Origin of the sequence: Parvimonas parva, from assembly GCF_045866535.1 — a bacterium.
GTDB classification, from domain to species: Bacteria; Bacillota; Clostridia; order Tissierellales; family Peptoniphilaceae; genus Parvimonas; species Parvimonas parva.
The window spans coordinates 1,331,246-1,346,508 of sequence record NZ_AP038371.1; the positions used below are offsets into that span (position 1 = coordinate 1,331,246).

Genomic DNA, 15,263 nt, shown 5'->3' on the forward strand with positions numbered 1-15,263 from the left:
GTGGTATAATAAAATTTGCCCTAGAATTATATAAAAAACAAACAATATTAATAACATAAACTTAGAGGTGAGATTTTGAAACAAGCTATTTATAGAGAATTTAGACCAAAGGACTTTACAAGAGTTGTTGGTCAAAATCATATTGTTGAAATTTTAAAAAATCAAATAAAAACAGGAAACTTAGGTCATGCTTATCTTTTTTCAGGTATTAGAGGTACGGGAAAGACAAGTTGTGCAAAGATTTTTGCTCGTGCAGTAAATTGTCTAAATCCAATCGACGGTAATCCTTGTAATGAATGTGAAAATTGTAAAATGATTCTAAATGACAAAGCTCTTGAAGTTGTAGAAATGGACGCAGCAAGTAATAGACGTATAGATGATATAAGGGAATTAAAAGAAAAAGTAATCTATCCTCCACAACTTGTAAAATACAAAGTATATATAATCGATGAGGCTCATATGATTACAAATGAGGGTTTTAATGCTCTTTTAAAAATCTTGGAGGAACCTCCAAAGCATTTAATCTTTATTCTTGCTACAACTGAAATCGACAAACTTCCGGACACTATTATTTCAAGATGCCAAAGGTTTGAATTTAAAAGAATTGACAATTTAAATATAGTCCAAAATATAAATTACATTTTAAAAAATCTAAATGTCGAAATAGAATCTGAGGGGGTTAATTTAATTTCAGAGCTTTCCTCCGGAGCGATGAGAGATGCTCTTAGTCTTTTAGACCAAGTAGTTGCAACAGGAAAGGAAAAAATAACTGTTGAGGATATTAATGAATGTTTGGGTCTTGTAAATTTAAATATGTTATTTGAATTTTCAAAGTCAATTTTAAATTCTTCAAAGAATGAAACCATAGAAATTTTTAGAAACTTAGTTAAAAATGGAAAGACTCCTTATAACATAATAGTAGATTTAGTTAAGCATTTTAGAAATATAATTTTGGTAAAAAGCATCGAAAAAAGCTTAACTTCTTTAAATGATGTCGAATATAAAAGATATTTAGAACATGCAAATAAATTTACTATTGAAGAGCTTATTTTCATTTTAGAAAATCTTTTAGAAACTGAGGACAAAATGAAAAAAAGTGATATGCAAAACGCATTAGCTGAACTTTTAATCATAAAAATAAATTCATTTAAAAAAGAAAAATCAGAGCTTGAAAAACGAATTGAAACTCTTGAAAAAATTATCAAAAGTGGAAATTTAAAAGTAGAAGTTGTAGAAAACAAAGTAGAAGAAAAAAAAGAAGAAAAGTCTGAAAAAACTGATGAAATAGACGACTTCAATTCTGATGAAACTTTTGACATATACAATGAAATTTTGCAAAACGAAAATCCTTTTGAAACAAAAGAAAACATAAGCGAAAAAAATACTGAAAATATTGAAAAAGAAGAAAAAATTTCAGCCAAGCAAGAGCCACAAGTTGAAGAACAAAATGAAATTGTTGATGAAAATATAGACTTAACTCCTTTTAAAGACGTTCTTAAAGAAACTATCTTCAAAAAAACTGTATCAAAACTTTTTGACGAAAGTGTAAAGGAAATTCACTATGTAACAAAGGAAAACTTCTTATATATTGACTGTAAAGCCTATTTATTTAAATTTGGTTCTTACAAACTTGATGAAAACAACGCTTTTGTATTAAAAGAAAAAGCAATTCTTGATGAGTTTTTTACAAGAGTTAATTTGCCTACAAGAAATTCATTAACAATTTATGCTAACTTTGTAGCTTAAAATTTAATAAAAACATATAAAGCTATTGTGTAATTTCACAATAGCTTTTACTTTTAATTTTGCAAAAACTTTGCTTATATTTTATCTAAGTATTGTAAAAATTTGATTTTAAATAAAAAAAATGGTATAATTATTTTGTTATTAGATTTCTAAAAATGAGTTTAATTGCAAAATTTTGAATAAATAATTTTTAAATATTTTTTATTTTAGGAGGTATTTTATGGCTAAAGGTGGTTTCCCTAAATTCGGTGGCGGAATGAATATGGGTAATATGATGAAACAAATGCAAAAGATGCAAAGAGAATTAGAAAATACTCAAAAGCTTTTAGATGAAGAAGAGGTATCAGCTACTTCCGGTGGTGGAGCTGTTGAAGTAACTGTTAATGGCAAAAAGGAAGTTTTAAGTATAAAGCTTTCTCCTGAGGTTGTTGACCCGGATGATATAGAAATGTTACAAGATTTAATCATAACAGCTGTTAATGAGGCTAATAGAAAAGCTCAAGAAAAACATGATTCAGAAATAAATAAAATAACTGGCGGAATAAATATCCCAGGATTATAAAATGAATAATTATACAAAATCGATAGATGAAGTTATTCATTACTTGTCAAAACTTCCTACTATCGGAAGAAAATCAGCCACTAAAATGGCTTTAAAAATTTTAGAAATGGACGATGACTATACGATTGAATTTGCAAAAAGTCTTATAAATATGAAAAAAAATACTCATCATTGTAAAATTTGTGGAAATTTAACTGAAGATGAAATTTGTAATATTTGTGCAGATGAAAAGCGTGATAAGTCGATTATAACTGTTGTTGAGGATATTCAAGGTGTTGTTAGTTTGGAAAAAACGAAGGTTTATAAAGGCACTTACCACATTTTAAACGGTCTTGTTACTCCAAGAGAGGGAATAACTTTAGATGATTTAAATGTAGCATCTCTTTTAGACCGTATCGAAAATGGCAATGTAAAAGAGATTGTCTTTGCCATAAGTCAAACTATTGACGGTGAATTGACAGAGCTTTATATAGTAGATTTGTTGAAAAAATTTGAAAATTTGAAAATTTCTAAAATTGCAAATGGTATTCCGATAGGTAGAAGTGTAGATAGCTATGATGAGCTTACATTTTTAAAAGCATTAGAAGATAGAAGAGAGATAGAGTATTAGATTTCTTATTGTTTTACGGGGGAAGATATGAAATCAAAACAAAATGATTATATGTTGGGTGTTAGACACTCAATTCCTATATTGATAGGTTATATACCGTCTGCTATTACTTTTGGTATTCTATGTAATACAAGTACAGCAGGTTTAGTACATGCTTTTTTAAGTTCATTTGTCTTGTATTCAGGAGCAGCACAATTTATGTTGGTCGGATTTATAATGTCGGGAGTTCCGATTCTTGGAATTGCAATTTCTGTATTCTTACTAAATTCAAGACTGTTTTTAATGTCTGCATCACTTGGAGCGACAGTAGATAAAGTGAATCATTTAGCATTTCCGATCGTGGGTTGGTTATTAACAGATGAAAGTTTTTCAATACTTTCATTTAACAAAGATAAAGTAAACACAAAATTTGCATTAGGAGTGCAAATTCCTCCATATTTTGTTTGGGGAATTTTTACAATCGTAGGTTATTATATAGGTGATTTTTTACCGATGTATTTAAAAGCCTCATTTAGTATGGGATTACTTGGACTATTTGTTGCCATACTCGTTCCAAATGTAAAAAAACATATGGTAACAATTAGAGTTGTCATTGCAACAGGGATTATATATTCCATTATTTACTATACAAATTTATTCCCTATGGGTTGGGATATTGTCGTCTCAATAATCCTTTCTTCAATAGTTGGTATATTCTTAATTGGTGATGAAACTTTAGAAGATAAAGAAGAAATAAAAGGATAAGGAGAAATTTATGGATAGATATGCTTACTATGTTGTAGCTACATTAGTTGCAGCTGCGATAACAATAATTCCAAAAGTTCTTCCATTATTCTTTCTTAGAGGAAAAACTTTTAATAAAAGATTGATGATTTTCTTTAAAATTGTACCTTTCACGTCAATGACGGTACTAATCTTAAAAGAAGTTTTAACTATTGACCCATATAACAGATTGATGATTATAGTAACAATCGCAATTTCAGCGATTGTTTCATATATAACTGAAAATATGGTATTAACAGTTTTCGCATCAATATTTACAACATTTATTTACTTATATTGTTTAAGTATTTTTTAAGGAACCCACAGGTTCCTTCAGACTGATGACAAAGGTGTCAATGAGCAATCATTGGCACCTTTGTCATCAGTCTGAAAGAAGCGAATATTCGCTTCTTTTTTATTGACTATTTTTTATCTTTATCTACCATATTCTTAACACCTTCGATTGTTCCTTCTACAGCGTCTTTAACATCTTCAGCTACTTCTTTAACTTTTGAAATTACTTTTTCAGTAGCTCCTTCTTTTTCTGTTTTTTTATCTCCAGTTAGCTTTCCAACGCTTTCTTTTACTGAACCTTTAACTTGATCTAATTTTTCTTTAACTGACATAATTATTCCCCTTTCATTTTATATATTATTCTATTTTAATAAATATTCTATAAATTAAATTATTCTTTTTTACCAAAGAAAAATGATACTACAGCAATAACAATTACTGCTCCTAATACAGATGGAACTATTGCCATACCAGCTAATTTAGGACCCCATGTTCCAAACAACGCTTGACCAACAGATGAACCTAACAATCCTGCTATTATATTAGCGATTATTCCCATTGCTCCACCTTTTTTAGTTATTCCACCAGCTATAAAACCTATTAACCCTCCAATAATAAGTGACTAAATCATAAATTTTTCTCTTTTAAATTATATTTATAAATAAATTAAAATACTAAACAAACTAATTTTTTTAATTATATCTATTCACTATATTAATACCCTATTTTATTTAAAATAAACTATATCTTATATTATTACTAATTATTTTGACCGAAAATTAAAACAATTTGAATTAGTAAATTAAATTATTCTCTTAATATCTTTAATTTTAAAATAATTATATGCTCATATATTTCAACAAATAAACTAAAAAATAAATTTTGTTTCTCTTTTTGTACATTTGTAAATGATGTGAGACCAAAAATTATAAAAAAATATAACCTGTATGTTAGAATTAAAGGAGAATTAATTCTCCTTTAATTCTAATAATTCTTTACGTTTTTCAATAGGTGAGAGCCAATTTAAAGTTTGCATAGGTAATCTATTAGATTTATAGAGATATTTTTTCATTTGTACAATCAAATCTTCATAAGAATAAAAAGATAGATTACTATAAAATCTTTCATTGTCATTTCTATGACTTCTTTCAACCTTTCCATTGTGTCTAGGCGTTCTAGGTCTGATTAATTGATGTTTAATACCCAATTCGTTACATAGTTTGTCAAAAGGATGAACTCTTTTAGTATCTTTAAAATGTGTAAATTCAAAGCCATTATCGGTTTGAATAATTTCAGGAATATAACCAAAGTATTTAATAGCCATTTTAACAAAAGTAACAGTACTATAAGAAGATTGTTCCTTAAAAGGATAAATAAACCTTTCGCGAGTAGCTTCGTCAATAATCGTATATTGGTAGAATTTATCGGGATATTTACCAACATAACAAGAATTAGGAACATATTTAACATCAAGTTGCATTTTAACACCAATTTTAGTAGGAGTATGATAAGGTTTAGGAACATAGGGTTTGGAAGGCTGTTTAACGTCTTTAAAAAATCCAAGTTTTCTAAGAAACCTAAAAAGAGAGCAAGGGTGTCTAGTATAACCTTTATTTAGTTTAAGTTTAGCGTAAAGTTCAATCAAAGAAATATTAGGATTTCTTCTAATGAGATTTTTAATCCAATAAATTTCAGTATCGGTATGAGAATTAGGGTGTTTAGATAAAGGTCTATGAGATTTATCCTTAAGGGATTCAATAGAGCCATCAAATCTTTTATTCCAACGCATAAGAGAGGCTTTGGATATTTTATATCTTCTACAAACAAAGCTAACAGAATTGCCGTTTCTGTAAGTTTTAACAGCGTGGTATCTTGTTTGAAGTAAATGAGGGATATAACGTTGGTTGTGTTTTATATTTTCTTGATTTTGTGATATAATATTATTCATAAAAGAGAGTTCCTTTCTAGTTAATTTTTTTGTTTTAATAATTATACAGGATATTCTCTTTTTTTTGTACCCTTGGTCTCACATCAATTGTATCATAACAAAAAAATAAATTTTGTTTCTCTTTTATCATTGCAAAAAGTGTGAATATATGATATTATATTTAGAATGATTTTAGACTTTTTACGGAGGATATAATGGTTAAAAGCAATGAAATAGATATGATAAATGGAAAGACCTTGAAAAAAATGATATTTTTTTCAATTCCAATTATTTTTACAAGTGTTTTTCAATTACTTTTTAATACAGTAGATATAATAGTAATTGGGCGTTTTTCAGGTAGCACTGCTCTTGCAGGAGTTGGTGCTACTTCTTCTTTAATAAATTTATTAATCAGTTTGCTGATTGGAATTTCTATGGGAATAAGCGTTACAATGGGAAAATATTGTGGAGCAAGAGATTACAAAAACGCATCAGATACTGTTCACAATGCAATTGGACTTGCAATAATTGCTGGAACAATTTTGCTTTTTGTAGGAATTATCGCCTCAAGACCTATGCTTGAACTTATGGGAACGCCAAATGAAATAATCGACCTATCTGTACTTTATATGAAAATATTTTTCTTAGGAAGTCCCGCTGCAGCTTTATACAATTTTGGAGCAGCACTTTTACGTTCAATCGGAGATACTAAAAGACCGCTATACTTTTTAATCACCTCAGGAATAGTAAATGTTGTCCTAAATTTATTTTTTGTTATAGTTTTAAAGATGAGTGTTGAAGGAGTTGCGATAGCAACAATAATCGCACAATATATTTCAGCAATTATGATGATATTATTTTTGAAAAAAAGTACAGGATATATGCACTTGGATATTAAAAAAATAAAATTACAAAAAGAAAAAGTTAAAACTATTTTAAGAATCGGACTACCGGCAGGTGTTCAAGGCATCGTATTTAGTATTTCAAATGTATTAATTCAATCTTCAATAAATACCTTTGGGCAACTTGTTATAGCAGGAAATACAGCTGCAATAAATATCGAAGGATTTGTATATATGTCAATGAATTCAATTTACCAATCAACTCTAAGTTTTACAAGTCAAAATATGGGAGCAAAAAAATATCATAGAATAGATAAAATTTTATTACAAGGACTTGCCATTGTTTCAGTCGTAGGACTTGTGCTTGGAATCGGTGCATATATATGTGGAGATTTTTTACTTGGAATTTTTACAAACGACCCCAAAGTAATAACTTTTGGACTTAACAGAATGAAGATCGTTTCTGCAACATACTTACTATGTGGACTAATGGACGTAACAGTAGGCTCTCTAAGAGGAATGGGCTACTCAATTCTCCCAATGATTGTTTCACTAACCGGAGCTTGTCTTTTTAGAGTAATTTGGATATTTACAATATTTCAAATTTACAAAACACAAGAATCTCTTTACATTTCATATCCAATCTCTTGGATATTGACAACAATCGCACATATCTGTTGCTACTTAGTAATAAGAAAAAAATTACTAAAACAAAATGATGAAATTAAAAAAGGAGCTTAACGCTCCTTAAAACGCAGACAAAAATGTCTGCTTTTTTTATTGCGAAGCAACAAGGTTCCCGGGTACCCACCCGATGCAAAGCATCGTGGAAGGGTGGGGTTCTTATTGTGAATTTAAATCTATAATATTTTGCAAATCCAATTTACTGTTTTATTAGTGGATGTATCTTCGATACATTTATTTATCCATATTACTTGACAGCTCAATCAAAAATATAATTCCCGTTTTACTTTTTTCTACTTTGTATTTTATTCCATAGTTCAATAAAATATTTTTAACAATATATAAACCCAGACCATTACTGTTTTCTTTATTTAAGCTGAAACTAATTTCAAATATTTTATTTACATCCAAATTTTCATTATCTTTATATGAATTTTCGATATAAAGCCAATCATCTTTTGTTCCGATGTTTATTACACCATTTTCATCGGAATATTTAACTGCATTGTTTATTAAATTGGACAGTACAATTTTAAGTGCCGTCATTCCTATATAGATTTTTTCATTTTTCAGATTATTGTTGACTTTTATATTTCTATGATTTGCAAGTAACATATATTGCTTCAAGACATCATCTAATATATCATTAACAACTATTATTTCTTCATCATTTTTCAAATGTTCAAAGGAAGAAACTGACAGCATCTGTGAAATACTTCTAGTTAAATGATCGACTATGTCAATACAATTTTCGATATATAAATCTCTATTTTTATATTTTCCGATATTGTATTTCATATTTTCCAATATTATTTTTAAACTTGCAAGAGGAGTTTTTAATTCATGAGATGTTCCTCTAAAGAAATCATATTTTAATTTTTCTAATTTTACTATTTCTTCGTTTTTAAGCTCTAAATCGTCTATCAACTTTAGTAGAGTACTATACAAATCATTAATATGTTCCTTTAATTCTCCAACTTCATTTGTAGAATCAATTTTTAAATAGGCAGTTCTATCCAAATTCATCATTTTTTTAGTAACATTTTTTATTTCTTTTATATTATTAGTTATCTCCTTTGCATAAATAAGCGAAACTATGATTGAAAAAACAAAAGATATAGCCAATGAATATGGCAAGAATTTAAAGCTGAGTTCTTTGGCATCCTTTTTCATGTCTGCAGTAGAGATAAATTGTACGAAGATTTTTTTACCGTTCTTTAGTTCTACTTCTCTTTCTTCAATGATTAAAGAATTATCTTTACTCTTTAAATTTACATTGATGTTATCACCTATTTGTACTTCATCCTCTCCGTTTTCTCCTTTTATTACAACCTTTATATCGCTACTTTTAGAAAAAAACTCCAAAGACCGTTCTACAAATTTTAAATCTTTTCCCTTAATATTATTTGAGATTTCATCAGCTTTTGCATAAAGTTCCTGCTTTCTCGTCTCTAAATAAGTTCTCGGAAAAATAAAAAACACCAATAAATGTATTAATACAATTACAGTTGCTAGAATTCTAAATGTCCGCAAAAACATTTTTGGAAATATTTTTAAATTCTTCATTTTCTCTCCAATTTATAACCAACATTTCTGATTGTTACAATACAATCCAAACCAAGTTTTTTTCTCAACTCTTTTATATAGACATCTATAACCCTGTCAAAAGGAATTTCGTCCGTTTCTTTCCACACATTATCTATTATCTGTACTCTGGTCAAAGCATGTCCTTCGTTTTCCAATAAATATTTCAATATCTCAAGTTCTTTTGCGTTTATATCCACTTCTTCACCGTTGTACTTGGCTGTATAACTTGTGAAATTAACTTCAGCATTATTATATTCAAATTTCTCACGACTTCCATAATGCCTTTTAATTAAAGAATCTATCCTGGCTTTTAAGACAGGGAGTGAAAACGGCTTTTCCATATAACCGTCCGCCAAACTTGAAAAAGCATTTATCTTATATTCCTCATCATTAAATGCTGTAAGCATCAACACAGGCAAATTACTTTTTTTTCTGATTTCTTTTAATACTTCCAACCCGTTTAGGAAAGGAATTTGTATATCTAACATTACTAAATTAATCTCATTGTTATTAAATTTTATTAAGGCTTCCTGCCCGTCTTTTGCTTGAATGATGTCATAACCGAATTCAGATAAATATTCAGAAATTCCCTCTCTGATAATTTCATCGTCTTCGACAACTAATATTCTCATAAACCCTCCTTTTATATAAAAAATTTACTAATATTATTTTACCATAAAAAACAAAAATTATCGATGTATATACACCGATAATTTTTGCTATCGCATTAGAATATTACGAAGTACTCTCTATGATAAAAACTATTTTGTATCAATTAATAATTCTTTTGGTTTCTTTCTTAAAATATTTGAAGAAGATATTACCAATGCAATTGCAAGTACAATTGACATGAATATTACTACATAAAGAAGTGTTTTTGGGTTAATGCTAACATCTAAACTTGTTAATGTCTTATTAAATCCGTCAACTTCTGCACCGCCTCCTAATTTAGTTGATGCTGACTGTCTAGCAATTTGTTTTGCAATACTTCCTGTTACTTTCTTTAATATACTATTTCCAAGCATTTTTCCTGTATATCCTGCTAGGAAATATGAACCTATGAATGCCGGTATCGCAACGAAAAGTAATTCAATAGCAAATTGTCCGAATATCTTAGTTTTAGAAATTCCTATTGATAACAATACTGCAATTTCTTTCTTTCTGGCGTTCATCCACAAGAATAATAGTAATGTAACTACTAAACCTGCAAATATTAGAGAACCTGCAAATAATTGATTTGCAATTGAATATATACCTGAAATTGATTTTTGTAATGCAGGGAAGTTTGAAGAACTCTTAATTAAATTATATGATCTCCAGTTAATATCCAATTTTTTTAGATCTTTTATTACTTGATCTAAATTTCTATTCCCTTTTACAAAAAATGTTGCATCTTGGTAAGTTGCTGTATCTTCAGTATTTCCATAAACTTTGGCAGCTGTATGAACATCTGTAATTAAAGTATTTTCATAAAGTTCTTGTGAATAAGTTACTCCACCTTTACCATGTCCGTCAAAAAGACCCTTAATTTCTACCTCTACAGTTTCATTTGCTCCCTTTTCATTATCTGCATCATATAAATTGGATTTTAATTTAATCTTATCCCCAACTTTTAAATTATTTTTTGCAGCTAAATCTTTATGCATTAAAATTTTGTTTTTATCTTCGCTGTTTAAATGTTCACCTTCAACTAATTTATATGCTCCGGAAACAAATTTTGTTTCTTTTTGAGAACTGTTTACACCTGTTAACATAACTGCTCTTTTGAAGTTTTTAGCTCTTTCTGCTGATTCGTTTTGACCAGCTCCCGGTGCTTGAACTATATCTAAATTGTCATCAAGATTGGCAACACTGTTGATTCTTTTAACAAAATTATCTACATGTCCTGAATCAACAATTTTCTTGATATCTTGACCTCTTACATTACCACCACCTCTGGCAGTACCTTGATTTACTCTTCTATTTATTTCCATTGTAAAACTGTTTGTAATATTTCCAAAAGTTTCTTCTGACGCCTTATTTGTAGCATCTTTTATAGATAAACTTATCAAGCTAAGCGCTGACATTGATAAGATAATTAATAATATAATTAATGATTTTAAACTCTTTCTGGTTACGTATGCAAAAGCATTTTTAAACATTGCTTACCTCCTAATTACTTTTTGTTACTTCTTTTAATCTCTTATTATTAAGCTCAAGTATTGTATCAGCTGCACTTGCAACTTCTTTACTATGAGTTACTACTATTACACATTTATTTCTCTCTTTTGCAAGTTTTTTCAATACTTCTATTATTTCTCCTGCAGTAGTTTCATCCAAGTTACCTGTAGGTTCGTCTGCCAAAATAACTGGTGCTTCTGATACTAAAGCTCTTGCAATAGCAACTCTTTGTTGTTGTCCACCTGATAATTTCATTACATTTCTTCTAACTTGAGTTCTATCAAGTCCCAATTCAAGTAAAATATCCTCAGAGGCTTTACTATTTACCAATCTGATATTTTCTAATGGTGATAGATAATCTATAAGATTATAGTTTTGGAATACTAAAGATATATTATTCTTTCTGTGATTACTATAACCTGCTTTTTCTATATTTTCGTTATTGAACAAAATTTCTCCGCTATTCGGCTTATCCAATCCTGCCAACAATGAAAGTAATGTTGACTTTCCTGTTCCTGATTTACCGATAATCGCATAAAATTTTCCAAGTTCAAATCCTTGATTTATTAATGATAAAACTTTTTCTTTTGAATTCGCATAACTATATGTTACGTTTTTAATTTCTAATGTGTTCATTTATTTCCTCCTAGCTAATTTGTGATAAAATTTCTTTCGGTTTCTTTATTAAAATCAATCCTGATGCAAAAACTACTGATAATACAATAATTAGTAATAAAACTCCATAGCTTTGTGCAAAAGTTATTAAACTGTTCATATTATATCCACTACTTACAAAATTAGATGTAATTGATGTAGTATCCTCAGAACTAATCAATCCTCCAATAATTTGATTTACTACCAAATTTCCAAATATCAACGATACGAAAATTGCCGGAATTGATATAAATATTAATTCCATTATGAATTGACCTATAATTTTTAATTTACTTACCCCAATGGATAACAAAATTCCGATTTCATAAATTCTTTCTCTTAACCATAATATCAATATTAATGAAAGAACTACAGAACCACCAATCATAATTGCAAAAGTCATTATTTTTATTATATGTTTAACACCGCTCAATGACTCTAAAGCTTCTTTAAATGAGTTTGAATCCTTATCAACAGTATAAGTTTTTTCCCAATCTACATTAAGCTTTTTAACTTTATTTATTGCCTCGTCCATCTTTTCAGGAGTACTTGTAAAAAATGTCATCTTATTTACAAGTTCTTTGTTTCCTTCAAGATTCAAAGCCTTTTGTGCTGAATCATAATCAGTAAACATCATATTTTCACTCAAGTCTGAAGACAATCCTGTTTGTGTCTCCTGTTTCTTTCCTGAAAAAATTCCAACAATTTCAAATTCAGTTTGCTTATTACTTTTATCATTTTGATTTGGATTTATAAACTCTAAACTGATTTTATCTCCTAATTTTAATTTATTCTTTTCAGCAAACTCCTCATGAACTAATATCTTGTTTTTGTCATTTTTTTCAATATTTCTGCCCTCTTTTATTGTAAAAACTCCACTATTAAACAAAACATTTCTTTTTACATTGCTTGTAGCTTGTATTGATACAATATTTTTTAAGTAACTTGGAATATCATCTCTTGTTATTTGTTGTCCGCTGTCAACTGCATTAGTATTTGACAATCTTGCCAAGCCATCATATTGAGTAATTATCTCTTCAATTTCCTTTATATCATTTATACCTTTTAACTCATTTTTGTCAAAATATCCCTGACTATCTTTTCTGGCTATGGTTGAAGATGAATTTGATGACTTATACAAAGACTTCTCCAAACTGGCTCCTGATTTCAAAATATTCAGACAAGCGTATAAACATGAAAGAACTACTGCTAAAATAATAAAAACTATCAGCGTTCTATTCTTTTTTCTTAAAACATATGCTATCGCATTTTTTACCACTGTCTTATTCAACTCCCCTCTCTCAAATTTATTTTAATTTCAAAGTATTTTCTTTACAGTAGCTATTTTAAACCCGATTTATGAAATATTTATGAAATGAAAATGAAATACTTATGAAACGAAAAATTTTTAAAAATTTTTCTTAACGATAATTTGTCAATTCAAGTGCAACATTCACATAAATACTCATCAAAAAACTCTTGAAAAAATATCAATAATGAGTGGAACAAAATTAAAAAAATTATTTAAACAAAAAGCCACTTAATTAAAAATGGCTTTAATTAAATGGCTTTTTTATCGTACAACAAGTTTCCCTCTTATTTAAAATCTCTGTTTTCTATTTTCTTTGCTGTTAATTTGCAGATATAAATATTCCAAAATATACTTGCAAAAAATATAATTGTATAAGAAATTGTCGTAACATTTATGCTTTTATAAATTCCGTCAACCCCAAAAATATATTTTAAAGGTAGCATACAAAATAAAACTAAAAACCCAATTACAATCCACATTGCAGGAACGTCGGATTCTTCTCTAAACTTAAAGAACATTGACTGTATTATCGGATTTATAATTAATGCGCTCAAGAAATAGAATAACAGTGTCAACAAAAAGTTATAATTAAAAATTAGAGTAATTACCAGCAATAAGGCAAAACAGAACAAAATCTTTAAAGTTGAAACAAAAAACTTTGTATATACTAAGTCCTTTCTTGAGGCCCCGGTTGTCAAGATATGTCTGTTTATTTTATTTTCTCTTTCAAAGGAAGTTACCATATTTCTCGTTCCTAAAAGAGCGAATATAAACATATAGGCAAACCAAAATTCAAAATAAACGCCAAAACAAAGTAATATCAATGATATGAAATAAATGTACCACTTTTTCTTTATTTCAAGGTATTCTAAATATAATAAACCGTTCATAACAACCTCCTACTCTACTTTCTTTTTTATAAATTTCAAACTCAATCCAAAAGAAAATACAAACAAAACTAAAGCAATCAGCCATCCTATTAAAAATATATTCATATTAGTAAAAATATCAAAACTAAAAAGTCTTCCATCTTTTACCATATAAAATATTCCTAAAACATATACAATTCCAACTAAAATTCTAATCACTTCTCTTGCAATTTTTCCGAATCTAAAAAATATCGGAATTAAGATCTCATAAAGCAAAATATTTAAGTTTGAAAAAATTAAAAATCTGTAAATAGTTTTGTCAACTCCTGTAAGAAAAGCAAATGAAAAATCAATCAGGAATATTAAAATAATCGCTAAAAATACCAAAATGTACTTATATATCACTATAATTTTTTCATCAACTGCATTTGAAATTACATATTTATAAAAATTATTTTTATTCTCTGTATCAAAAGTTCTAGAAACAAAATCTATAAGCCAAAAAGTTGATATTAAATAAGCCATATCAGGAAATCCTGCTTTTATTACAACAAAGTCGAATACCAATACAATCAAAAGAGCTTTTAAATTTCCCTTTAAAGCTATGATATCTTTATAAAACAATGCTTTCATAACAACCTCCTAAAAATCTCTCTTCTCAACAATCCTAAGTGAACAAAATATTGAAATGCCAAATGTTAATAAAGTAACTAAAGCAAAAGATGAGTATATTAAAAATTCATTATTTAGCCAAATTTTTACAATTTCAAACTCTTTCCATTCTTCAGGAAATAAAGCAAAAAACATTACTATTCCTAAATAAGCAATAACCATTGAAATGAATATACGTTTATAACCAAATCTGTAATAAATAGGAATGATTATAAAAGATATAAACATAATCAAAAACAAAATACTTATAGTTCGTAAAAAAGTAAGATTTCCACTTAAATAAACAGCTAAAAATGTGAAAAACAAGCTTATAACTTCCATACCAATAACTAACAAATATTTGGAAAATACTATATTTTTTCTTTCAATTCCACCGGAGATTAAAAATTTTTCAAAATTTGCATTTTTATCGGAATTAAAACTTTTTATAAGAAGTATTATTGGAAAAATATAGGCAAGTACAATCAAATAATTCACGTCAGTCATAACACTTCCAATCAATGTTGCTAAAAATATTAAAAGAACAAAAATTGAAATGTCCCCTTTTAAATTCAACATATCCTTATAAAGTAGCGCTTTCAT

Annotated in this window: 17 protein-coding genes; 6 read left to right on the forward strand and 11 right to left on the reverse strand. The window is 28.0% G+C overall.

The genetic code is table 11. The features are described 5' to 3' along the window. Positions 1–75: 75 nt before the first annotated feature. The 5 genes from dnaX to ACKTSI_RS06600 all read left to right on the forward strand — a co-directional run bounded on the left by dnaX (position 76) and on the right by ACKTSI_RS06600 (position 3,996). Positions 76–1,746, forward strand: a complete 1,671-nt coding sequence (gene dnaX / locus ACKTSI_RS06580) for a DNA polymerase III subunit gamma/tau (RefSeq protein ID WP_407862752.1) — start codon at positions 76–78, stop codon at positions 1,744–1,746. Positions 1,747–1,966: 220 nt separating this feature from the next. After that, the gene (locus ACKTSI_RS06585; protein WP_068474221.1) at positions 1,967–2,308 is read left to right on the forward strand and encodes a YbaB/EbfC family nucleoid-associated protein; all 342 of its coding nucleotides are present in this window, start codon (positions 1,967–1,969) and stop codon (positions 2,306–2,308) included. 1 nt (position 2,309) lies between these two features. Further along, on the forward strand, positions 2,310–2,918 hold the full coding sequence (recR, locus tag ACKTSI_RS06590; RefSeq protein ID WP_068474218.1) for a recombination mediator RecR: 609 nt from the start codon (positions 2,310–2,312) through the stop codon (positions 2,916–2,918). 27 nt (positions 2,919–2,945) lie between these two features. Next, complete coding sequence (locus tag ACKTSI_RS06595) at positions 2,946–3,662, forward strand: AzlC family ABC transporter permease (protein WP_068474214.1); 717 nt, start codon at positions 2,946–2,948, stop codon at positions 3,660–3,662. A 10-nt stretch (positions 3,663–3,672) separates the two neighbouring features. After that, on the forward strand, positions 3,673–3,996 hold the full coding sequence (locus ACKTSI_RS06600; RefSeq protein WP_068474210.1) for an AzlD domain-containing protein: 324 nt from the start codon (positions 3,673–3,675) through the stop codon (positions 3,994–3,996). 106 nt (positions 3,997–4,102) lie between these two features. On the opposite strand, the gene ACKTSI_RS06605 is transcribed toward ACKTSI_RS06600, so the two are convergent. The 3 genes from ACKTSI_RS06605 to ACKTSI_RS06615 form a co-directional block, all read right to left on the reverse strand. Continuing rightward, the gene (locus ACKTSI_RS06605) at positions 4,103–4,306 is read right to left on the reverse strand and encodes a CsbD family protein (protein ID WP_068474207.1); all 204 of its coding nucleotides are present in this window, start codon (positions 4,304–4,306) and stop codon (positions 4,103–4,105) included. A 59-nt stretch (positions 4,307–4,365) separates the two neighbouring features. Next, positions 4,366–4,533 (reverse strand): GlsB/YeaQ/YmgE family stress response membrane protein, encoded by a 168-nt coding sequence (locus ACKTSI_RS06610; RefSeq protein ID WP_197415929.1) that lies wholly within the window; start codon positions 4,531–4,533, stop codon positions 4,366–4,368. 408 nt (positions 4,534–4,941) lie between these two features. Further along, positions 4,942–5,922, reverse strand: coding sequence for a DDE-type integrase/transposase/recombinase (locus ACKTSI_RS06615; protein ID WP_407862668.1), 981 nt, complete (start codon positions 5,920–5,922; stop codon positions 4,942–4,944). A gap of 194 nt (positions 5,923–6,116) precedes the next feature. Between ACKTSI_RS06615 and ACKTSI_RS06620 the strand changes: the two genes are divergently transcribed. After that, positions 6,117–7,484, forward strand: a complete 1,368-nt coding sequence (locus tag ACKTSI_RS06620) for an MATE family efflux transporter (RefSeq protein WP_407862753.1) — start codon at positions 6,117–6,119, stop codon at positions 7,482–7,484. Positions 7,485–7,661: 177 nt separating this feature from the next. On the opposite strand, the gene ACKTSI_RS06625 is transcribed toward ACKTSI_RS06620, so the two are convergent. The 8 genes from ACKTSI_RS06625 to ACKTSI_RS06660 all read right to left on the reverse strand — a co-directional run bounded on the left by ACKTSI_RS06625 (position 7,662) and on the right by ACKTSI_RS06660 (position 15,263). Then, positions 7,662–8,993: an ATP-binding protein gene (locus ACKTSI_RS06625; RefSeq protein WP_407862754.1), complete on the reverse strand. Its 1,332-nt coding sequence runs from the start codon at positions 8,991–8,993 to the stop codon at positions 7,662–7,664. Continuing rightward, positions 8,990–9,646 (reverse strand): response regulator transcription factor, encoded by a 657-nt coding sequence (locus ACKTSI_RS06630; protein WP_407862755.1) that lies wholly within the window; start codon positions 9,644–9,646, stop codon positions 8,990–8,992. The genes ACKTSI_RS06625 and ACKTSI_RS06630 overlap by 4 nt, the downstream gene beginning before the upstream one ends. Positions 9,647–9,775: 129 nt before the next feature. Further along, positions 9,776–11,155: an ABC transporter permease gene (locus tag ACKTSI_RS06635; RefSeq protein ID WP_201275774.1), complete on the reverse strand. Its 1,380-nt coding sequence runs from the start codon at positions 11,153–11,155 to the stop codon at positions 9,776–9,778. 10 nt (positions 11,156–11,165) lie between these two features. Next, entirely contained in the window at positions 11,166–11,810 is a 645-nt protein-coding gene (locus tag ACKTSI_RS06640) for an ABC transporter ATP-binding protein (RefSeq protein ID WP_009447539.1), read from the reverse strand. Positions 11,811–11,820: 10 nt separating this feature from the next. Then, positions 11,821–13,107, reverse strand: a complete 1,287-nt coding sequence (locus ACKTSI_RS06645; RefSeq protein ID WP_407863128.1) for an ABC transporter permease — start codon at positions 13,105–13,107, stop codon at positions 11,821–11,823. 317 nt (positions 13,108–13,424) lie between these two features. Next, positions 13,425–14,030 (reverse strand): ABC-2 transporter permease, encoded by a 606-nt coding sequence (locus ACKTSI_RS06650; RefSeq protein ID WP_407862756.1) that lies wholly within the window; start codon positions 14,028–14,030, stop codon positions 13,425–13,427. A 9-nt stretch (positions 14,031–14,039) separates the two neighbouring features. After that, positions 14,040–14,642: an ABC-2 transporter permease gene (locus tag ACKTSI_RS06655; RefSeq protein ID WP_407862757.1), complete on the reverse strand. Its 603-nt coding sequence runs from the start codon at positions 14,640–14,642 to the stop codon at positions 14,040–14,042. 9 nt (positions 14,643–14,651) lie between these two features. Continuing rightward, positions 14,652–15,263: an ABC-2 transporter permease gene (locus ACKTSI_RS06660; protein WP_407862758.1), complete on the reverse strand. Its 612-nt coding sequence runs from the start codon at positions 15,261–15,263 to the stop codon at positions 14,652–14,654.